The following is a 20,739-nucleotide window of genomic DNA, read 5'->3' on the forward strand; positions in this document are numbered from 1 at the left end:
TCTGAAACCGGATTCGGTGCGACCTCTCTTGTTTGGTGCGTCTTCCTGACATTTCGGTGCGACTCCTGCCGGATTCGGTGCAACTATTCTGCGTTTCGGTGCGTCTGTAGCCGGATTCGGTGCGACCTCTCTTGTTTGGTGCGTCTTCCCGGCTTTTCGGTGCGTCTATAGCTCGATTCGGTGCGACTTTCTCCCGTTTCGGTGCGTCTGAAACCGGATTCGGTGCGGCGGCTGATAAACTGTTAAACTGCCTGCCGCGGTTGATTCAGTCAATCGGGTACAACTTGCTGTTCCGATCATTCGCACTTATTAATTGCAGTCCGTCTGATTTTCTGCCGGTTAATATTTTGCACTTTACCAAAGGTAAGCGGCGATTTATCGATGATACACCCTCGTTCCCCGATGATTTACAAGAATACGCGAAAAAAACGGGTGTTTCCGCCATGTAACACCTGTCCGCGCAGGATGTCCCTCTTTTTTCAGCGGAATCCATCGCCGTTCGCATGAACATTCAGAACACCAGACTGCCGCTCGCGCAAACCGATTGTTTTTCGGAAAAATCGACGGCGCTTTCATGCTGCGGCCCGGCGGGATACATGAATTGAGGGGGATACTCATTTCAAAATTTTTGATGATGGACTTCTTACAACAAATCAGAAGATCAATAAATCAATTAAGAGGCGGCGGGTGCAGCGGATAACAGGTTTGCTCAATGACATCAGGCTTCATCCGTTCATACTAAGGTGCGAAAGCCGGATCATAACAATCATTCAAAAATTTTTTCATCTAAAGATCCTTTAAATGTAAACGGTTTCACATAAATTGCAAAAAGAAGCAGCAATTCTTCCAATGAAGGACTCCTGCCTATTTTTCTCTTATTTTTTCGGGATAACCAAACGGCCGAACGGGGTATGGACAATTTCTCCGTTCTTCATGACGGTTTCGCCGCGAACAACGGTTTCGATCGGCAATCCCTTGATCGGCCGGCCGTCAAAAGCGGTCACCTTGCTTTTGCTGTGCAGATTTTCGGCTTTGATTACTGTTTCCTGATCCATGTCGACAATCGTCAGATCGGCATCGGTTCCGACCTCAAGCGATCCTTTCTGCGGATATATGCCAAACCGTTTAGCCGGATTTTCCGACAGAAGGGCGGTCAGTTTCTGAAGCGAAAGGCGTCCCTCATTGACTGCGTTCAGCATCAGCGGCGCAAGTGTCTCCGTGCCGCACATGCCTGCGGGGATCGACCAGAGATCGCCGTCTTTTTCCTCCGCCGTGTGCGGCGCATGATCGGAAGATACAATCGTAATCGTGCCGTCGGCGATCCCTCTCCACAGGCGCTCTTGATCCTTCTTGTATTTAACGGGCGGATAGACTTTAAGGACCGGGCCGACTCGCGGATAATCTTCATTGCTCAGGAACAGATAATGCGGACACGTTTCGGCACTCACCGGATAGCCTTTCGCCTTCGCCTGCCGGACAAGTTCAGCCCCTTCTCCCGTGCTGACATGCAGCACATGCAGACGGGCACCCGATTCGCGGGCGAATGACAGGGCCATTTGAATGGTGATTTCCTCAGCCAGATTGGGACGCCCCTCCAGCAGGGCATCATAGTCTCTGCGTCCGGATTTTTCCACTTTTTCAGTCAGAGCCTGGATCAGGCTGCTGTCCTCGGCATGAATGGCGAGAACATTCCCAGTTTTAGCTACGGTCTGGAAAATCCCATACACTTCGCCGTCGGAAAAAGGCGGAATGACGTCATCCATACCCGGTTTGTAATTATACGTCAGCTGGAACGTCTTTTTGTTAATGGCATAACCCCAGAAGAATTTGAATCCGACGGCTCCCGCCTCATGGAGAGCGGGAATATCCGCATTGTTCAGATGCCCGAGGCAAAGCGCCCAGACAGCAAAATCAACATGTGCTTTGCCGGTCAGATTGGCAACCTGCCGATGAAAATTTTCCACATTGTTTGTCGGAGGGGTCGTATTCGGCATTTCAAAAACAGTGGTAATCCCGCCCGCAGCCGCCGCCTGAGTGGAATGAAAAAAATCTTCCTTGTAAGTCGGGCCCGGATCTCTGGAATGGACGTGAATGTCGATCAGCCCCGGCAAAACATATTTGCCGCTCGCATCCGTTTCTTTTTTTGCCGTACCCTCCAACAGCCGGTCGGAAATGGCTGCAATCCGGCCGTCCTTGATATAAATATTTGCTTGAAACGACTGATCGGGCGTGACAAGTTGACCATTTTTAACGACATAATCCCATATCATCCTTTTTCCCTCTCATCTAAATCGATTTTCCCAACAAGATCCGCAATTCGATCAATGTGATGTCTGATCATGTAGTCGGTCACTTCGTCAATAATGTCCAGCATCGCGGCCGGCCTAATAAAATTCGCGGTGCCGACCTGGACGGCCGATGCACCGGCCAGCATCATTTCAATCACATCCCGGCCCGTCATGACGCCGCCGCTTCCGATGATCGGAAGGGCTGTAACCTGATGAACCTGAAAAATCAGCCGGATGATCAGCGGCCTGACTGCCGGCCCGGAAAATCCGCCCATCAGGTTGCCGATCTTGGGCCGGCGTGTCTCAGTATCGATCGCCATCGCTAGAAACGTATTGGCAACCGTCAGCGCATCGGCCCCGCCTTTTTCCGCCGCACAGGCTATATCCTGTATATGCGTGACATTAGGCGACAATTTGACAATCAGCGGCCTGTCCGTTGCCTGCCGGACTGTCCCGACTAATTCTTCCGTTGTTTTCTCGTTCATGCCGAAAGCAATGCCGTCGTTGCGCAGGTTCGGACATGAGATATTCAGTTCAAGAGCCGCGACTTTTTCTATTTCGCTCAGGCGTTGCGCCAGAACGGCAAATTCATCGATCGTATCGCCTGATATGCTGGCAATAAGCGGGACATTGTACTTCGCGAAATCCGGGATGATCGAGTCAATATAATAATCGATACCCTTGCTCTGAATACCGATCGAATTGATCATGCCGCCCTCAGTTTCGCAAATACGCGGGCCCTTGTTTCCCGGCCGTTCGTTCAGCGTGATGCTTTTGGGAACGATCGCCCCCAACCGGTTAAAATCGATGAAAGGCGACATTTCCATGCCAAACGTGCCGGATGCCGGCATAATCGGATTTTTTAACATCAATCGACTGATTTTTATTGATAAATCCGGCCTCCGGGTCATGAAAGTACCGCCTGGCGAAGCGGAAAAACGGGACCTTCGCAGCAGATCCGCGCCATTTCAATTCCTCTTTCTCTGCGGACCGGGCACGCGCAGGCGTAACAGTCGCCCAGGCCGCAGGCCATACGGGCTTCCATAGCTATTTCGCCATACAGATTGCGGGAAACTGCCAGGTTCTGGATTAATTTCGCCAGCCTTCTCGATCCGCACGTATAAACTGCAGAAAAACCATCGTTTTCAATCAGCTTTTCCGCCAGTCTTTTAACCTGATCCACGGCACTTGTCCCATCTTCGTCCGTTACGGCGTATACCGCAGCGCCGGACTGTTTCAAATCATCGACGGCAAGCAGGTCTTCACGTCTTCGGGCACTGACAATAGCAACCGTCCTGCTGCCGTCCGCCGCTGCGGACCGGGCCAGCGCATGAAGCGTCGCTACTCCTACGCCTCGGGCCACGAGCAAAATCGGCGCATCTCCGGCGGGAAGCGTAAATGGCTTGCCGAGCGGTCCGATCATATCGAGCGTCTCCCCCGGCTTCCTTCCCGTTAATGCCTGTGTCCCCGGCCCCTTTACCAGATAAAGAAATTCCAGAATCCGCGTACGGCGATCAAAATGATAAATACTGAACGGCCGGCGCAGCAGATTTTTCCAGTTGTCGCTGCAGCGGATATGAAAAAACTGTCCGGGGCTGACAGGCTCTTCAAGTGCCGCAGCATCGACGGCCATTTTCCAGTAACGATCGTTCACCGGCCGATTGAAAAGAATCTTAGAGTGAAGATTTTTCATACGTTGTTCCTTCCCCGCTGTCGGCATCCGAAGGGGATTCCGCCCACTGAAGCACCGTTTCCTCCAGGATCTCAATCCCTTTGACGATTTGAGACAGGTCGGTATGTTCATCCGGATGATGGCTGATACCCCCGACAGACGGAATAAAAATCATGCCGGCGGGACAGAGCGCAGCCATGTTCATCGTATCGTGGCCGGCGCCGCTCGGCATCTTTACATAGCTGGCTTTCAATTTCTTGCAGGCCTTCTCAAAAGAAGCGATAACCTGCCCATCCAAACGGACGGGTTCCTCGTCACTGATCATCGTCCGTTCGATTCTCAAGTGACGCGTCTGTTCGAGCCGGTCAATCGTTTCATACAGATGCTGAACAACCCTGTTTTTCGAAGGCCTGGAAATACTGCGGATGTCTACCTTCAGATTTGTCTCACCCGGTACAACGTTCATAGCTCCGGGTTCAATTTCAATGTCGCCGACCGTCGCCACGGTCCCGTATGCCATCTCCCGTCTTGCCGCCTTTTCCAGTTCGAGCGCTATCTCGGCGGCTCCGATTAACGCATCATGGCGCTGATTCATTGGCGTTGATCCGGAATGGGCGGCGTGTCCTTTGACACATATGGAAAACCGGGTCGGCGCGGCGATGCCGGTCACCACACCGATTTCCCTGTTTTGCGCCTCGAGAATCGGTCCCTGTTCAATGTGCAATTCCAGAAAAGCAGCCAGTGAATGCGGCGATCGTCCGGCCTCTTCAACTTTATCAAAATCTAAACCGCGGCGAGTAAAAATCGACTGAATGGTTTCGCCTTGTTTGTCCGTTAATTTTGCAATATCTTCTTTTTTGATCAGGCCGGCCATCAGTTTACTCCCGATCATCGAAAATCCAAAACGAGAAGATTCTTCACAGGCAAAGGAGAAAATATCAATCGGCCGCCTCGTCCGGATCTTGCGGTCATTTAAGTCACGGACAATTTCAAGAGCAGCCAGTGTCCCGACAACCCCGTCGTATTGGCCGCCTTCATATACGGTATCCAGATGCGAGCCGAGTCCGACGGCCGGCAAATCGGGATCCTCTCCCGGACGTCTCGCGATCACATTTCCGGCCGGGTCAAATGTGACAGCTAATCCCGATGCCCGGCAGCAGGCGATGAAATAATCCGTCACCCCCTGCTCTTCTTTACTGTAAGCTAGCCGAGTCATTCCATTATCTGTTTTTCCGAACTGATTCATGCGATCAAAAGTCTGTTTCCATCGATTGATCTTCACCATTTCTATCGCCATCCTCGCTTAATTCACTGACCCGCTGATTCTCTCTTATTGAAATGCAGCCAATCCCTTCTCTGATTGAGATCTTTGTCCCAAAAGGTTCCGACAGCTTTTTCAAGCGTCCGATGATCCGTGTGCCGTCGGAAGAAGAAGCCAGGGATGGGCGGCCCTTGCCTGATCGCGGCTTATCAAATCCCATTGTGATGGGCGTCAGCCGGATTTCTTCAACCCGGCCATTCTGTAAGATCATCGATCCAATAACCGATTCAAAGACTTTCGGATTCGCAGCAAGGCCCCTGTTTCCATGATCGCTGCGGGCATCAAAACCATCCGCCGGTGTACTGTCCGAGTCAAGGTGATAAAGATCATAAAACTCAGCCGGCTGCCTTTCAACGGTATCATTTTGAAAAATAAAATCGCCCAGGCTGTAAAAAATCGGACATCCTTTATAAAGTTCGATTCCGCGAAGCACATGGGGCCCATGTCCGATCAGCGCCTGTGCTCCCTGATCAATACAGAATCTCGCAAACTGTCTGATAAATTCCGCCGGTTGTTCTTTATCCATCCCTCTCATTTCATGGGAATGGATGCTGATGAGCACAACGTCTGCCTGACGCGAAGCTTCGCGGATAGAACGGCCGATTCTTTCAGCGTCCCCGCGGTCCATCAAGGTTGACGTCCCCGGTTTCCCCAAACGGAATTCTGCTCCTCCAACGCAAAAACTGCCGCCGTTGCCGGATTTAAAACCTTCTATTATGTCAAGATTGGCTTTCGCATCAATGTCCGTCTGCTGATCGATCTGTTTCAGCACCTGCATCCAGCGGTCGGGAACGTAATGAATCGCATGATGTCCGAGCGGATTGATCCCCAAGCCTGCCGATCACGTCAGGACGCTGCTCGCCTGCCCGATGCCAGTTCTCAAATGTCGCAGTGACGGAAATTAAGGCAACCCGGCCATTTTTTGTATCCAGATAGCACGGCCGGCCTGCTTCAGCCAGATTGCTGCCGATGCCGGCAAATGTCCAGTCTTCTTGACTGAGATAATGAATCGTCTGCAGCAAACCATTGTGCGACCAATCGAGAGAATGATTGTTTGCGCAGGCGAGCAAGTTAAAATTCAGCCAGCGCAAGTCTTTCAGAACACTCGGCCGCGAAGCCGCCCACGTTCCGCCGCTTGCTGCAGACGGGTAGGCATCAAAGTTATGCACCGTCGTTTCAAGATTGGTGAACCGCACGTCCGCATCCATCAGCAGTTTCCGGATCGCCTGCAGAGACGCATCATCTCTCGGCAAACGCTGAGTAATAAACGAATCACCCGTCATCGCCATCCGAATTTCATGGGTCCTCTTCATCACTATTCCTCCTTCCCGGAAAAAATCAGATGACCGAGCTTAGAGCATTCATCGACATCAAATGATCGCTGGCTTCCAGTGACGCCGCGTGCAGGTCCTGAATCAATGTTTCCTTTCGCGATTCAATGTGATAGTGCTCGCCAACCAGGCTGATGCTCAGGGCCGTCTGATCGGCGTTATGAAAAATCGGAACAGACAACGCTGCAACGCCCAGTTCCAGCTCCTGCCTGCAGAAAGCAATCCGGTTCTGACGGGCTTCCCGGATTTCTTTGCATATTTCTGATTTATCAGTCATTGTAAAATCTGTATAACGTTTTAATGATTCTTTTTCGAGTAATTGATGAATGATATCGGGCGATTGATAGGCTAAAATAATCTTGGCTGCCGCCGAACAGTGCAGCGGCATGCGCTGGCCCACGTGAACAAAAAAACTGTTGCGCACCTCGGACGGCTGATGCGTATAGGTGCAGAAAATCTCGTCCCCCTGGAATCGGCAGATAAAAGCATACAATTTTGTCTTTTCCCCGATATCATTGCAATACTTTGACAGCAGGCCCAGCGGATCCTGCATCTTCAAAAAAGCACTTCCCCATTTCATCGACTTGGGGCCGAGCAAATATTTTTTTGTCTCAGGATTCTGTACAACCAGTTTGTGGGCAAGCATGTCCTGCAGCATCCGATGAATCGTTCCCTTGCTGAGCAAGGTCCGCCGGGAAATTTCCGCGATGCCGATGCCCGGGGACGGACAGTCGCTGATCACATCCATCAGTTTAACAAAACGATCCATCCATTCGATAAGAAACATCCCCCTCCGATACACTCATTATATCAATTGCCGGTCAGCTCAGACCAGTTCCTTTCCCTTCGTTTCCGGTACAAGAAAAAGCATCGACGCCGCGGCCAGGACATATATGAGGGAGAGAAATCCAAGTACGGCGCTCAGGGAACTGTTCAGGGCAAAAATGCCGATCAGTAATGGGGCAAATCCGCCTACGAACCGTCCTGTGTTAAAAATAATATTTTCAGCCGTCGATCTTGCCTCCGTACGGTAATGTTCGGCAAGCAGTGCACCGTATCCGCCCATCATTCCGTTGACAAAAAAGCCGAGCACCGAGCCCAGAATAACAAGCAGCGTCGGGTTTGAAATCTGGAAGTAAATCCAAATGATTAATGCGGCGCATATCTGAAAAGTAATGTACGCCGGTTTTCGTCCCCAGCGGTCGGCGAGCCAGCCGAAGAAAACGATGCCGACGACCATGCCGACAATTGTTGAAAGCGTCCAGTAGGTTGTGCCGCTGATTGTATAATGATGCTGTTTTGCCAGCATTGTCGGCATCCAGGACATAATGCCGTAATAGCCGAAATTCTGTACACTGCAAACAACAATCAGACCCAGTGTCGTTCCGGTTATCTTTGAAGAATGAAAAAGTTCGGAGATGGAAACTCTGTTCTTTTTCTCTTTTTTGATATTTTTCCACATTTCCGGTTCGTCGAGATGTCTCCTCGTCCACCAGGCTAAAATGGCCGGAATGACGCCGACGAGGAATACGCCTCTCCAGCCGAAATGCGGTGCAATCAGTGCAGCAGTTAACGTTGCCAAAACCGTCCCGGCCTGATACCCGACCGCCACATATGAAGTCGCACGTGTCCGGTATTTTTTCGGCCAGGATTCGGTAACGAGTGTCATGCCGATTCCGAATTCTCCGCCGAGGCCGAGCCCGGAAAAGAACCTAAATACATTAAATGTTGAAAAATTAGGTGCGAAAGCACACAAACCGGTAAACAATGAAAATATTAAAATCGTCCAGGTAAAGACCCGGACACGTCCATATACGTCAGCCATCACGCCGAATAGGTAGCCGCCAAGAACGACGCCCAGCAGCGTGATCGTAGAAATGCTCCCTGCCTGAGCCGAATTAATTCCGAAATAAGCAATAATCAGAGGCAATACAAACGAAAGCATCATCATGTCCAGTCCATCCATTGCATAGCCGATTGAAGCAGCCCAAACCGTCTGATGTTGATATTTGCCGATTTTTTCATTTTCCTGGCCCACGTTAATCTTTGCCTTTGCACCCAATTCCGACACCTGCTCATCTTCCCTCTCTTTTAATTTTTAATGTTTCGTTCAGTGGAACATCGTTCCAATTTTTGAATGGAGAATCATCCCTTTCACTTTTAATAGATTCATTATAGACCGTAACTTTTTAGGTCTGCATCATTTATGTTAGATTATCTGACATGCTTTTTTGCCGGAATTATCTCACATTTTAGTGGAAAGGATGCGCTGAGCACCCTTTTATTCTTATAATTTGAGTGTTTTCCAGTTGTCCGAAGCCGGATCCGCATACCATTTCTTTAACTGCCGGAGCTGGGCGCCACTGATGACTCCCTGAGCAACCGCAAGATGGATCAGCGTTTCAAAATCCGTTAATGTCTTCAGTTTCGTATTCGCTTCACTGAAATTCCTGTCTGCCTGCGGAAGCTGATATGTAAAAATAGCGGCCACGCCCTGTACATCGGCATCCGCTTTTTCCAGCGCGCGAACAGCCGTCAGCACGCTGCCGCCCGTCGAAATCAAATCATCGATCACGACCGCTTTCTGTCCGGGCCTGATCAGGCCTTCAATCTGCTTTTTCCGGCCGTGTGATTTTGCGGACGAGCGGACATAGGCCATCGGAAGATGCAGCGCTTCAGCAATCCAGGCGGCATGCGGAATTCCGGCAGTCGCCGTCCCGGCGATCACCTCCGTATCCGGAAACTCGGCTTTGATCAGACGGACGAAGGCTTTGACAACATCGGCCCGGATCGCCGGATAGGCCAGAATAAGCCGATTATCGCAGTAGACGGGCGACTGGATGCCCGATGCCCATGTAAACGGTGTGTCGGGATTGAGAACAACCGCGTTAATTTTTAATAGATGACCGGCAATCAATTGTTTATAATCCATTCTTTATTCCTCCATTCGTCTAATATCCTGTTAAAAGCCGCGGCCGGATCGACAGCACTCGTAATGCTGCGGCCGACAACGATATAGTCGCTGCCGAGTCTTCGCGCCTGCGCCGGCGATGCCACTCGTTTCTGGTCGCCGGCCGCATCCGATTCAAGACGTATTCCGGGTGTAACGGCAAGAAAAGAAGGGGATGTGCAGGCTTTTATTTGTCCGGCTTCCCATGCCGAACAGACAACACCGTCCAGGCCGGACCGGAAGGCCAGTTCGCCGTAATGTTTGATCACGTCGATCATCGGATACCCGATCATCAGCTCATCTTCAAGCATGCTCTGGTCCGTGCTGGTCAGCTGCGTCACCGCAAGACAGATCGGACGTTTCTTTAATGCGCCGTCTCCAAGTCCGTCGACTGCCGCTCTCATCATTTCCGATCCTCCGGCTGCATGGACGTTCACCATGTCCGCACCGACGCGCGCCAGGCCTTTCATCGCTTTGTTCACAGTATGGGGAATATCGTGCAATTTCAAATCAAGGAAGACGGAATAGCCGCGGTCTTTCAGTTCCCGGACGACATCCGCACCTTCCTGAAGATAAAGCTCCATTCCGACCTTAACGTAGCAGCCCGGCTGATTGATCCGTTTCAGAATGCGGAACATCTCGTCTTTCGTTGATAAATCTAGCGCAATGATGATGCGTTCTTCTTCGCGCAAGGCTTCCAGCTCCTCCCGACCAGTTCGTTAATATTCGTTACATGCAGTGCTTCAAGTTTCTTCGGAAGCTGCCCGATAATTTTCGGGCAGACAAACGGATCGATGAAATTCGCCGTTCCGACAGCGACTGCGCTTGCTCCGGCCAAAAAGTATTCAATCACGTCATCTGCATCCTGAATGCCGCCCATGCCGATGATCGGGATCCCGACCTTCCGGCTGACTTCATAAATCATTCGGATCGCCACCGGTTTAATCGCCGGGCCGCTCAGCCCGCCTGTTTGGTTGGTCAGAACCGGTTTCTGTGTTTTAAGGTCGATCCGCATGCCGAGCAGCGTGTTGATCATCGACAGGCCGTCCGCTCCGGCAGCTTCGACAGCCTGAGCCATGGCAACAATATCCGTTACATTGGGCGACAATTTGACGTAGACAGGTTTTTGCGAGACCGCTTTGACTTTGGCCGTCAGCTCGGCCGCTACTTCAGGAACCGTGCCGAACATCATGCCGCCGCGTTTCACATTGGGGCAGGATATGTTGAGCTCCAGTGCTTTGACGACGGGAACCTTTGATATTTTTTCTGCCGTCGCCACATAATCGGACATTTCGCTTCCGGCAATATTGGCGATGACCGGCACATTGAGCCCGGCAAGTCTCGGCAATTCATCACGGATGATCCGATCGACGCCGGGATTCTGCAGGCCGATCGCGTTCAGCATGCCGCCCGGTGTCTCGGCAACGCGCGGCGCCGGATTGCCGAAACGCGGTTCAAGCGTCGCCGCTTTGATAATGACGGCCCCAAGCTTATTTAAGTCGTAAAGCCGTCCGTATTCGGCACCGAAAGCAAAACAGCCGGAGGCCGGCATCACCGGATTTTTCAAGTCGAGACCTGGCAGATGGACTTCTAGCATAATTCAACCTCCCCCGCTCTGAAAACCGGACCGTCGCAGCAGACACGCCGGTAGCCTTTCGCATCATTTTTGTCTGAGACGCGGACGGCGCAGGCCAGACAGGCTCCGATGCCGCAGGCCATCCGCTGTTCCAGCGAAAGATACAGCGGCTTGTCGGGGATCAGGCTCTTAATCGCCTTCAGCATCGGCAGCGGGCCGCAGGCAAAAGCAGCTGTAAAATCTATACCATCGAGCACATCGGTGACGCGGCCTTTGCGGCCGCCTGTTCCGTCTTCTGTCAGCAGAACGGTTCGCCCCAGCCCGGAAAACCGATCTTCATAGAAGACATCTTTTGCCGAGCGGAAACCGAGCACATGAGTAATCCGGACGCCCTTCCCGGCGAGTTCCCGCGACAGTCCGTAGAGCGGCGGAATGCCGACGCCGCCGCCGACGATCAGGACCTTTGCGGCAGCTTCCGCCTGCTGCAGCGGGAATCCATGCCCGAGCGGTCCGAGCACATCAATCCGCCCGCCTTTGCCCGCATGAGACAACAGATCTGTGCCCAGCCCGCTGCGACGGTATATCAGCGTCATTTCCTTCTCTTTCTTATCAACTGAACAGATGCTGATCGGCCTGCGAAGCAGCGGATTGATCGAATCCGATCCGTTCACACGGATATGGACAAATTGTCCGGGCTGCGAAACGGCGGCCGTCATTTCTCCATGCAGTTTTATCTCAAAAATGTTATCCGCTATCTTGCGCTGGGCGGTAACCAGCATATTTTCCTGCATCATCGAACCACACCCGCCTTGTCTGCGGCAGAATGCGAATCTTCGACGGCATCCGTGCGGAGATCGTCCATTGGCGGCATGCATTCCGTGCGAAAGGCCAGCGACTCAAGCACGGTCAGCAGTGCTTCCGTTGTATCGAGCGAGGTCAGGCAGACGACGCCGTTCTCGACGGATTCTCTGCGGATCCGGAAGCCGTCTCTTGCCGGGCGCTGCCCTTTTGTCAGTGTGTTGACCACGAACTGAGCCCCTCCGTGCCTGATCACGTTCAGAAGATTCGGCGCCTCTCCTCCGATCTTATTGACGACGGTCACCGGCAGATGCTGAGCCGCGATCATTTTAGCCGTGCCCTCAGTGGCAAGAATGTTATAGCCGATATTATAAAAACGCCTGACGAGTGCCAGAGCTTCTTCCTTATCCTTGTCGGCGATCGTAAACAGAACCGAGCCGTGGGAGGGAATCGCCATCCCCGCCGCCAGAAGCCCTTTATATAAAGCTTTTTCCAGTGTTTCGTCCTGCCCCATGACTTCGCCGGTCGATTTCATCTCCGGTCCGAGCGTCACGTCAACCCGGCGCAGTTTAGCGAAGGAAAAGACCGGCACCTTGACAAAAACGGCTTTCTCCGGCTCCGGATGGATGCCCGTCTCATAACCGAGCCCGTTCAACGTTGCGCCGAGAATCAGCCGGGCGGCCGCGTTGGCCATCGGAACACCTGTGATTTTGCTCAGAAAGGGCACGGTCCGGCTTGCCCGCGGATTGACCTCGATGACATACACGCGATCGCGATGAATGACAAACTGGATATTAAGCAGGCCGACCACACCGAGCCCTCTCGCTATTTTAATCGCCGTATCGACAATCTGCTTTTTGATTTTTTCACTCAGAGTCTGTGTCGGGTAGACGGCAATCGAATCGCCGGAGTGAACGCCGGCCCGCTCGATATGTTCCATAATCCCCGGGATGTAAACATCCGTTCCGTCGGACAGTGCATCCAGTTCGATTTCAGTCCCGACCAGATATCTGTCAATCAGAACCGGATGCTGCGGATTGATACGCACCGCATTTTTCATATAATGGATCAGATCTTTTTCGTGATAGACAATTTCCATCGCGCGTCCGCCAAGGACATAGGACGGGCGGACGAGAACAGGATAGCCCAGTTTCGCCGCTATCTTTAAGGCTTCTTCCGTTGAGAAGGCGGTATCTCCTTCCGGCCGGTCGACATCCAGCCTCAGGAGCAGCTGTTCAAAACGGTCGCGGTCTTCCGCCTGATCCATCGCATCCAGCGATGTTCCGAGTATCCGCACTCCGTTTGCCGCCAAACCGGCGGCAAGATTGATTGCCGTCTGCCCGCCGAACTGAACGACGACGCCTTTCGGTTTTTCCAGTTCGATCACGTGCAGGACGTCTTCCAGAGTCAGCGGCTCGACATACAGTTTATCAGCAACACTGAAGTCGGTGGATACGGTCTCCGGATTGTTGTTGATCATAATCGCTTCATAGCCTTGCCGTTTAATGGCCCATACAGCATGAACGGTCGCATAGTCGAATTCGACACCCTGCCCGATCCGTATCGGACCCGAACCAAGCACAACGACGCTCTGCCGGTCCGAAACCGCGGATTCATTTTCTTCCTCGTAGGTACTGTAATAATAGGGTGTCTTTGATTCGAATTCGCCGGCACACGTATCGACCATTTTATAGACGGGACGGATCCCCCGCGATTTGCGCCATGCCGCAACGGCAGACTCCGTCATCTTCCAGCAGCCGGCAATTTTCGCATCGGAAAAGCCGGATCTCTTTGCTTCACAAAGAGCGGATGGATCGCGGGGGTGCTTCTTCAGAAGATCTTCGATTGCCACGATACGGGCAATCTTTTCCAGAAAAAAGCGGTTGATCTTCGTCATTTGGCACAGCCTGTCCAGAGGCGCCCCCCGCCTCAGCGCTTCGGCAATGAAGAACAGCCTTCGATCATCCGTTTTCCGGATGTTCTCATAGAGATCGTCCGGCGTCATCTCCGCCGCTTCGTTCAGTTCCAGATGCAGGCTTCCGGTTTCAAGCGAACGGACGGCTTTCAGGAGCGACTCTTCAAATGTTCTGCCAATGGCCATGACCTCGCCTGTTGCCTTCATCTGAGTACCCAGTGTCCGTTTGGCGTCATCGAACTTGTCAAACGGCCAGCGCGGAATCTTCGTCACCACATAGTCAAGGGCCGGCTCAAAGCTTGCGTAAGTCGTGCCGGTGACCGCGTTTTTGATTTCGTCCAGATGATAGCCGGCGGCAATTTTTGCAGCTACTTTGGCAATCGGGTAGCCTGTCGCTTTTGAAGCAAGTGCCGAAGAGCGGCTGACACGCGGATTGACTTCGATAACATAATAGCGGTCGCTGACCGGATCGAGCGCCAGCTGTACGTTGCAGCCGCCCTCGATTTTAAGGGCGCGGACGATTCTAAGGGATACGCTGCGCAGGCGCTGAAGATCGCGGTCGCTCAGCGTCTGACAGGGAGCGGTAACAATGGAGTCACCGGTATGGATGCCGACCGGATCGACATTCTCCATATGGCAGACAGAAATGGCACCGTCGTTGGCATCCCGCATCACCTCGAATTCAATTTCTTTGAACCCGGCGATACTTTTCTCAATCAGCACCTGATGAGCCGGGCTCAGCTTCAGCCCGTTTTCCGTAATCGTCTCGAATTCCTCTTCGGTCGCTGCGATGCCCCCGCCGGTACCGCCCAATGTAAATGCCGGACGGATGATCGCCGGCAGATCTATTTCCCGGACAAAGTCACGTGCCTCATCGAGATTGGTCACCGTTTTACTCGCAGGCACCGGTTCGCCGAGTGCAATCATCAGTTCCCTGAATTTTTCACGGTCCTCCGCTTTCTCAATGCTTTCAAGGCTCGTTCCGAGGAAGCGGACATTGAGTTCATCGAGAATACCGGACTGATGGAGCCGGACGGCGAGATTGAGCCCGGTCTGTCCACCCAGGGTAGCGAGCAGGCCGTCGGGACGTTCCTTGCGGATAATCCTGCTGACAAACTCCACGTTCAGCGGTTCAATATAGACCCGGTCGGCAATATCCGTATCCGTCATGATCGTCGCCGGATTGGAATTGACAAGCACGACCTCGAATCCTTCTTCTCTGAGCGACTGGCAGGCCTGTGTACCCGAATAATCAAATTCAGCTGCCTGGCCGATAATGATCGGTCCGGAACCGATCACGAGGATTTTGTGAATATCCGTCCGCTTAGGCAAACCGGACACCTTCTTTCTTAAAGTTATTGACCATTTTCAGAAAGTCATCGAAAAGACCCTGACTGTCGTCCGGTCCCGGCGAGGCTTCGGGGTGAAACTGAACGCTGAACGCGGGATAGCGCTTATGCCTCAGCCCCTCGACCGTCCCGTCGTTAATCGCCAGATGGGTCACCTCAAGCTCCGTATCCCGCAGAGATCCTTTTTCGACCGTGAACCCGTGATTCTGCGACGTAATCATAAATCTGCCGGTGCGCAGGTCGCGGACAGGATGATTGACTCCGCGGTGGCCGAACCGCATTTTTACTGTATTGGCACCCGATGCCAGCGCGAATAATTGATGGCCGAGGCACACGCCGAAAAGCGGAATTTTACCCAATATTTCTCCGACCATTTGGACGGCTTCGGGAACGTCCTTCGGATTTCCCGGGCCGTTGCTGAGCAGAATGCCGTCGGGATGAAGCTTAAGAATCTCACGCGCAGGCGTCCGGTAGGGAACGATGACGACGTCGCAGCCGCGCTTGATGCATTCACGCAGAATGCCCTGCTTTGCTCCGAAATCGACAAGAACGATACGCGGGCCGGGACCGGGGGTCTCGTAGACAGAATGTGTCGAGACATGGCTGATCTGATCGGTCGGCAGCGGCCGGTTTCTGAGTGCTTCGGCTACCATTGCCGCATCGGCCTCCGCCGATACAATCCTCCCTCTCAATGTTCCGTGTTCTCTGATGATTCGGGTCAGCCTTCTTGTATCGATCCCTTCGATCGCCGGAACGCCGTACTCGGCCAGCCAGTCGCTCATCGTTTTGTCCTTCTGCCAGTGTGCAGGCGTTCTCGACACTTCTTTGACAATCAGTCCGGAAATTCTCGGACGTACCGATTCGTTGTCCGAACGGTTAATGCCGTAATTTCCGATCAGCGGATAAGTCAAGGTTACAATCTGCCCATAGTAGGAAGGATCGGTCAGAACTTCCTGATACCCTGTCATCCCCGTATTAAAAACGACTTCCCCGCTTATCTCCGTGCTGCCGCCGAATCCTTCTCCGCTAAAACTTTCCCCATTTTCTAGCACAAGCTGTCTCTTCAACCTGCAGTCACTCCTTTTTCGCAGACCATTGCTCCGACACCCGCGGCCGGCTCCGGCAATTCCCTGCCGTTTAACGGTGCGCCTTTCCCTTTTGGTGCGGATTTATTCACGCCGGCCGCTTCTTCTTTTCGCGGATTATTCATACTCAGATCTTCCCGGAGCGGAGCAGCCGGGAAGGCCTTACCATTTCTCGGCAACCCGATCATTTTCCTCGGCCTCCTTTTCTATACGAAGCGCCCATTCGAGACTTGCCATGCGGACAGCCACCCCATTGCCGATCTGTTTGAAATAACGTGAGCGGCCGGATTCGACCAGGTCGCCGTCCAGTTCCACTCCTCTGTTAATCGGGCCCGGATGCATGATGATGCTGCCCGGCTTCATAACAGCAGCCCGTTCGCGCGTCAGGCCGTAACGGCGATGATACGCTTCTTTCGTCATTTCCATCGCCTGTTCATGCCGTTCATGCTGAATTCTGAGCATGATGACGGCGTCGGCGGCACGGACGGCCTCGTCGACTGCTGCATAATCGCCGGGAAGGCTGTCATTCTTCCATGCTTCCGGGCCGGACAGAAGGATCCGGCATCCGAGCCGGGACAGCACATTTGCGTCGGAGCGGGCGACGCGGCTGTACCTGAGATCGCCGATGATTGCCACAGTCAGCCCTTTGAAGAGCAGGAATTCCTGCCGGATGGTCAGTAAATCGAGCAGAGCCTGGGTCGGGTGATCCCCGGCGCCGTCTCCGGCATTCAGGACGGGAATGCCGATGCCGCGCATCAGTTCGCGGTAGTAGCCTTCTCTTCGATGGCGGACGACCACCGCCTGCGCGCCGATGGCCTGCATCGTCCTAACCGTATCGTACAGCGACTCTCCCTTCTGCGTACTGGATGCTTTGCTGCTGAAATTGAGGACGTGAAAGCCAAGCCTTTTTTCCGCTGTTTCAAAACTGAATCGTGTTCTCGTACTCGGTTCAAAGAAAAGATTGGCGACCAGCGTCTGTTTCGGAGCAAACCAGCCGCGTTCCTTCATATCCAGAATTTGTTGCGCACGATTCAGAATGCCGTTAATTTCATCCAGGCTTAGATCGCTTAAACTGAGCAGATTGACCATGTCGTGATTCCTCCCCATTTTTTAATATGTGTTTCACCGTGCGGCAGGCCGTCTTTAAAACGGTTCCGGGTCCTTCAAAATCAAGAAAAAACCTCTCTGCCGGAGATCCGACAAAGAGGTTAATGTGCAAAATACCGCTGTTCCGCGCTAACGCTGCTCTTTATCAGTCTCTCGGGACTGCCCTTAAAAGATGCTTAACGAACGCTATTCAATTATTTGTTCCGTGTCCGAATAACGACCCGGTCGGCTCCGTCCACCTCTTTGAGCTGAACGGCAATGATTTCTTCTTTCGATGTCGGTACATTTTTTCCGATATAGTCCGGACGAATCGGAAGTTCACGGTGCCCGCGGTCAATCAGCACCGCCAGCTGGATCCGCTGCGGCCGCCCGATATCCATCAGCGCATCCATTGCCGCCCTCGCCGTCCGTCCCGTGTACAGCACGTCATCGACCAGAATCACGGTTTTCCCTTCGATCGATACCGGAATCCTGCTGCCGCTGAATTCCGGGTCCGCCGTCTTCTGTTTTAAATCATCACGATAGAGGGTGATGTCGAGCTCACCGACCGATACTTTGCTGTTCTCAATTCCGGCGATCCTTTCAGCAAGCCGATCGGCCAGATAAATGCCTCTTGTCCTGATGCCGATCAGCACGACTGAAGAGATGCCTTCGTTGCGCTCGATCACCTCGTGGGCCAGTCGTGTCAGCGCCCTGGCAATCGCTTTCTCATCCATGATTTCTTTTTCTTCCAAAACAAAACTCACCCGCTGCCCTTATTCAGCTATAAAAAAAACTTGCCTGTTTAGAAGCAAGAGACTGTACTGCCGACAAAATATACTGTCAACGTCTATCACCCTTTTCAGCCTCTCGGGACTTATTTAAAAGGAATTCATTCAACTGCATTCAGTATGACAAAATTCTGTCCGATTGTCAATTCAAAATGAACCGGTATCCGCACTCCGGCTGATCGGTTTTGCGAAGAATCATGTTTTTGAACGAGAACCGGTATATTTTTGGAGGAGGATAAGTCCGGACACGATGGCACGTTTTCACAGACGGCGAGCGTTTCTGCGATGAACAAACTTTTGCAGCAGTTGATAAACTTCCTGTCGCGGTTGATAAACCGGATGTATCCTCGAAGACCGATTAAGCACCGGCGCCGACCGAAAAACAGCACCTAACTGCAGCCGGATTCGGGGCAACCTCTCTTGTTTGGTGCGGCTTCCCGACGATTTGGTGCAAGTTTGGCCCGATTCGGTGCGCTTTTTCGGCATTTCGGTGCGGCTTCTCCGCATTTCGGGTGCGTCTATAGCCGGATTCGGGGCGACCTCTCTTGTTTGGTGCGACTTCTTTCTATTTCGGTGCGGCTTTAACACGATTCGGTGCGTCGACCGATAAACGGCCAAAATTCCCGGCCGCGGGTTGATTTAATCAATCGGGTACAAATTGCTGTTCCGATCATTCGCACCTATTGATTCCGGTCCGTTTACTGCCGATTACTGTTAATATTTTGCACTTTACTGCTTTACGGCGATTAACTGATGCGTTTTTCGGCGCACACCGATTTACGGGGGTACGCAGCAGGCCGAAGAAGAAGATCAGGTGTTTCCGCCATGTAACGTCTGTCCATACAAGGTATCTCCCTTTTCAGCAGAATAGATCGCCGTTCGCACAAACATTCGGGGCACCGGACGGCCGCTCGTGAAAACCGATCGTTTTTCGGAAAAATCGACGGCGCTTCCACGATGCGCCCCGACGGGATACATGAGTTGAGGGGGATACTCATTATCGTTTTTCTTAAAGCGCAGCGGATTATCCTCTTTGTATAAATTTGAGAGACAGCACTGGATTTTACCTTAAAACCGACCGGCGCAGTTCTTTCAGCAGGTTCTGGAAATCGGCCGGCGGTTCCGCTTTGAAAAGCATAAACCGACGCGACTTCGGATGGGTAAAGCCAAGCTCGGCGGCGTGCAGCGCCTGTCCGCCGATAGCCAATGTCTTTCTCGGCCCGTATTTCGGATCGCCGGCAAGCGGATGCCCGATATAAGCCATGTGTACACGGATCTGATGCGTCCGTCCCGTCTCCAGGCGGCAGGCGACATACGTGTAGCCGGTAAAACGCTCAAGCACCTTGAAATGCGTAACGGCCCTTTTGCCGTTGCGAGCGGTTACCGCCATCTTTTTCCGATCTTTTTCGTCGCGGCCGATCGGGGCATCGATCGTCCCGGACGGATCGGATAATTCGCCGTGGACAATGGCCAGATAGAGACGCCGCGTCGTCTTGTCTTTTAGCTGTTTTGCCAGACAACGGTGGGCATCGTCTGTTTTCGCCGCCATCAGCAGGCCCGAGGTATCCTTATCGATCCGGTGGACGATGCCCGGGCGCAGCACGCCGTTAATCCCCGACAGATCCTTGCAGTGATAGAGCAAGGCATTGACAAGTGTGCCGGTCAGATGGCCGGGGGCCGGATGGACCACCATCCCTCTCGGTTTATTGACGACAATTACCTGATCGTCTTCATAGACAATATCAAGCGGAATAGCTTCCGCGGGGATATCCACCGGCTCGGGATCAGGCAGAAGAATCGTGACCCGGTCGCCTTCCTTCAAGCGATAATTGGCCTTGACGCCCTGATCATTAACCCGGACATATCCATCTTTAATCAACTGCTGCAGGCGGTTTCGCGACTCGGAGCCGAGCAGTCCGGCAGCCCACTTGTCGATTCGTTTTCCTTCATCGCGCTGAAGCGCAACTTTCTCCAGATCCGTCATTACCTAATTCTTTCTCCTCCCGTCCACGACAAGATAAATAATCAGCAAAACGACACCGATGAAAAGCGAGGAATCGGCAATATTGAACACGGGGTAGCTGTAATGAATAATATAGATGTGGATAAAATCGACGACTTCGCCCCTGAAAAGCCGATCCGCAAAATTTCCGAGCGTTCCGCCGATAATCAGAGCAAGAGCCGTTCCGAGCAGCGGCTGCTTTCTTCCCGCCTTCTGCATATAATAAATCACGATTCCAAGCACAACGGCTGTTATGATAAAAAAGAAGACAAACTGTCCCTCCAGTATATTCCAGGCGGCTCCCGTGTTGCGAAGCGAAGTCAGGTAGAACACATGCGGGATGACCGGAATATCCTCTCCGACGCTCATATTCTGAACGACCAGCCATTTGGATAACTGATCGAGCGCCAGAATGATCAGTGCAATTATGTAGAAGATCACTTAAATTCCTCCAAGCTTTTCTCTCTTTAAAAAGACAATTGCATCCTTTCTGCATTTTAGCACACTTGGCCCCGGCCGGGCATCCCTCAGCCCTAAAAACCGCTTCCTTCGCGTCCGGATCCCGGAATAGATTA

At 52.6% G+C, this 20,739-nt stretch carries 19 protein-coding genes; all 19 read right to left on the bottom strand.

All coding sequences use genetic code 11. The features are described 5' to 3' along the window. Positions 1–875 precede the first annotated feature (875 nt). The 19 genes from allB to lspA all read right to left on the bottom strand — a co-directional run bounded on the left by allB (position 876) and on the right by lspA (position 20,605). On the bottom strand, positions 876–2,270 hold the full coding sequence (gene allB / locus Q6A92_RS06795) for an allantoinase AllB (protein ID WP_274397484.1): 1,395 nt from the start codon (positions 2,268–2,270) through the stop codon (positions 876–878). Continuing rightward, complete coding sequence (locus Q6A92_RS06800) at positions 2,267–3,199, bottom strand: dihydroorotate dehydrogenase (RefSeq protein WP_274397485.1); 933 nt, start codon at positions 3,197–3,199, stop codon at positions 2,267–2,269. The genes allB and Q6A92_RS06800 overlap by 4 nt, the downstream gene beginning before the upstream one ends. After that, positions 3,196–3,981, bottom strand: a complete 786-nt coding sequence (locus Q6A92_RS06805; RefSeq protein ID WP_332237459.1) for a dihydroorotate dehydrogenase electron transfer subunit — start codon at positions 3,979–3,981, stop codon at positions 3,196–3,198. Before Q6A92_RS06805 ends, Q6A92_RS06800 begins: the two co-directional genes overlap by 4 nt. Next, positions 3,962–5,245 carry a Zn-dependent hydrolase gene (locus Q6A92_RS06810; RefSeq protein ID WP_332237460.1) on the bottom strand — a complete coding sequence of 428 codons (1,284 nt, stop codon included), beginning with the start codon at positions 5,243–5,245 and terminating at the stop codon, positions 3,962–3,964. The genes Q6A92_RS06805 and Q6A92_RS06810 overlap by 20 nt, the downstream gene beginning before the upstream one ends. Further along, positions 5,211–6,113, bottom strand: a complete 903-nt coding sequence (locus tag Q6A92_RS06815) for a CapA family protein (protein ID WP_332237461.1) — start codon at positions 6,111–6,113, stop codon at positions 5,211–5,213. Before Q6A92_RS06815 ends, Q6A92_RS06810 begins: the two co-directional genes overlap by 35 nt. Then, positions 6,019–6,594 carry a CapA family protein gene (locus tag Q6A92_RS06820; RefSeq protein WP_332237462.1) on the bottom strand — a complete coding sequence of 192 codons (576 nt, stop codon included), beginning with the start codon at positions 6,592–6,594 and terminating at the stop codon, positions 6,019–6,021. Before Q6A92_RS06820 ends, Q6A92_RS06815 begins: the two co-directional genes overlap by 95 nt. A 25-nt stretch (positions 6,595–6,619) precedes the next feature. Then, the gene (locus Q6A92_RS06825) at positions 6,620–7,399 is read right to left on the bottom strand and encodes an IclR family transcriptional regulator (RefSeq protein ID WP_332237463.1); all 780 of its coding nucleotides are present in this window, start codon (positions 7,397–7,399) and stop codon (positions 6,620–6,622) included. A gap of 39 nt (positions 7,400–7,438) precedes the next feature. Next, a complete protein-coding gene (locus Q6A92_RS06830; protein ID WP_332237464.1) occupies positions 7,439–8,683 on the bottom strand; it encodes an MFS transporter in 1,245 nt (414 codons plus the stop codon). Positions 8,684–8,899: 216 nt separating this feature from the next. Then, the gene (gene pyrE / locus Q6A92_RS06835) at positions 8,900–9,544 is read right to left on the bottom strand and encodes an orotate phosphoribosyltransferase (protein WP_274397491.1); all 645 of its coding nucleotides are present in this window, start codon (positions 9,542–9,544) and stop codon (positions 8,900–8,902) included. Beyond that, positions 9,526–10,200: an orotidine-5'-phosphate decarboxylase gene (gene pyrF, locus Q6A92_RS06840; protein ID WP_332237553.1), complete on the bottom strand. Its 675-nt coding sequence runs from the start codon at positions 10,198–10,200 to the stop codon at positions 9,526–9,528. The genes pyrE and pyrF overlap by 19 nt, the downstream gene beginning before the upstream one ends. Positions 10,201–10,220: 20 nt before the next feature. Continuing rightward, positions 10,221–11,159, bottom strand: coding sequence for a dihydroorotate dehydrogenase (locus Q6A92_RS06845; protein ID WP_332237465.1), 939 nt, complete (start codon positions 11,157–11,159; stop codon positions 10,221–10,223). Next, positions 11,153–11,932, bottom strand: coding sequence for a dihydroorotate dehydrogenase electron transfer subunit (locus Q6A92_RS06850; RefSeq protein ID WP_274397494.1), 780 nt, complete (start codon positions 11,930–11,932; stop codon positions 11,153–11,155). The genes Q6A92_RS06845 and Q6A92_RS06850 overlap by 7 nt, the downstream gene beginning before the upstream one ends. Beyond that, a complete protein-coding gene (gene carB, locus Q6A92_RS06855) occupies positions 11,929–15,183 on the bottom strand; it encodes a carbamoyl-phosphate synthase large subunit (protein WP_332237466.1) in 3,255 nt (1,084 codons plus the stop codon). Before carB ends, Q6A92_RS06850 begins: the two co-directional genes overlap by 4 nt. Next, complete coding sequence (gene carA, locus Q6A92_RS06860) at positions 15,176–16,267, bottom strand: glutamine-hydrolyzing carbamoyl-phosphate synthase small subunit (RefSeq protein ID WP_332237467.1); 1,092 nt, start codon at positions 16,265–16,267, stop codon at positions 15,176–15,178. Before carA ends, carB begins: the two co-directional genes overlap by 8 nt. Further along, positions 16,264–16,473: a hypothetical protein gene (locus Q6A92_RS06865; protein WP_332237468.1), complete on the bottom strand. Its 210-nt coding sequence runs from the start codon at positions 16,471–16,473 to the stop codon at positions 16,264–16,266. Before Q6A92_RS06865 ends, carA begins: the two co-directional genes overlap by 4 nt. After that, positions 16,448–17,374, bottom strand: a complete 927-nt coding sequence (locus Q6A92_RS06870; protein ID WP_332237469.1) for an aspartate carbamoyltransferase catalytic subunit — start codon at positions 17,372–17,374, stop codon at positions 16,448–16,450. Before Q6A92_RS06870 ends, Q6A92_RS06865 begins: the two co-directional genes overlap by 26 nt. Before the next feature lie 212 nt (positions 17,375–17,586). After that, a complete protein-coding gene (gene pyrR / locus Q6A92_RS06875) occupies positions 17,587–18,126 on the bottom strand; it encodes a bifunctional pyr operon transcriptional regulator/uracil phosphoribosyltransferase PyrR (protein ID WP_443029695.1) in 540 nt (179 codons plus the stop codon). Between the two features lie 1,099 nt (positions 18,127–19,225). After that, the gene (locus tag Q6A92_RS06880; RefSeq protein ID WP_332237471.1) at positions 19,226–20,146 is read right to left on the bottom strand and encodes an RluA family pseudouridine synthase; all 921 of its coding nucleotides are present in this window, start codon (positions 20,144–20,146) and stop codon (positions 19,226–19,228) included. A 3-nt stretch (positions 20,147–20,149) separates the two neighbouring features. Beyond that, on the bottom strand, positions 20,150–20,605 hold the full coding sequence (gene lspA / locus Q6A92_RS06885) for a signal peptidase II (RefSeq protein ID WP_274397504.1): 456 nt from the start codon (positions 20,603–20,605) through the stop codon (positions 20,150–20,152). Between the last annotated feature and the right edge of the window lie 134 nt (positions 20,606–20,739).

It is taken from the genome of Sporolactobacillus sp. KGMB 08714, from assembly GCF_036598985.1.
Lineage (GTDB): Bacteria > Bacillota > Bacilli > Bacillales > Sporolactobacillaceae > Sporolactobacillus.